Annotated in this window: 1 protein-coding gene; it reads right to left on the reverse strand. The window is 59.6% G+C overall.

What is annotated here, in order from left to right:
- A partial coding sequence (locus tag ACRHNM_RS17390) for a B12-binding domain-containing protein (RefSeq protein ID WP_431137907.1) occupies positions 1 to 255 on the reverse strand: 255 nt, incomplete at both ends.

Genomic DNA, 255 nt, shown 5'->3' on the forward strand with positions numbered 1-255 from the left:
AATGCGTTCCGGGGGTACCATCACCCCCAGGTCCACAATCTCGTAATTGTTGCACGCGAGTACCACGCTGACGATGTTTTTACCGATATCGTGCACATCGCCTTTTACGGGTGCCATCAGGACCTTGCCGGCGGCCTGTTTGCTGCCGGGCTGGGCCGCCTTCGCCTCTTCGATGAACGGGGTGAGGTAGGCCACGGCTTTCTTCATCACCCGGGCCGACTTCACCACCTGGGGCAGGAACATTTTTCCGCTGCC

This window comes from Psychroserpens mesophilus (genome assembly GCF_050617655.1).
Taxonomy (GTDB): Bacteria; Bacteroidota; Bacteroidia; order Flavobacteriales; family Flavobacteriaceae; genus Psychroserpens; species Psychroserpens mesophilus_A.